Here is a 284-nt window from a genome sequence, read left to right on the forward strand (position 1 = left end):
GCATCTTGTCGATCGTGTATCCGGCTTTCCGCAGCGTGCTGAGGGCGGCTCGGACCGAATGCGGCTGCCAGCCGGTGGCCTTCTGCAGGGTGCCGATATCGGCGCCGGCCTTGCGCGAAAGCAGCCGCCGGACGGTGGCCGACTTGGTCTCCTTAATCTTGGTCTGAGGTGCATTGGGCATGCGTATCTCCCTGGTTGCGCGGGGAGGCAGGACGCGCCCCCGTCACCGGGGAGAGCCCGGAATGCGAACCGGGCGTGGACACAGTGACGCTCTGTTCGCGAGA

The 284-nt window shown here is 66.5% G+C and carries 1 protein-coding gene; it reads right to left on the reverse strand.

Translation table 11 applies throughout. The features are described from left to right. On the reverse strand, positions 1–181 hold a 181-nt coding region (locus EU800_RS26420; RefSeq protein WP_129636389.1), incomplete at its 3' end, for a DUF3489 domain-containing protein. Positions 182–284 lie beyond the last annotated feature (103 nt).

It is taken from the genome of Tropicimonas sp. IMCC6043 (genome assembly GCF_004146235.1).
Taxonomy (GTDB): Bacteria; Pseudomonadota; Alphaproteobacteria; order Rhodobacterales; family Rhodobacteraceae; genus Tropicimonas.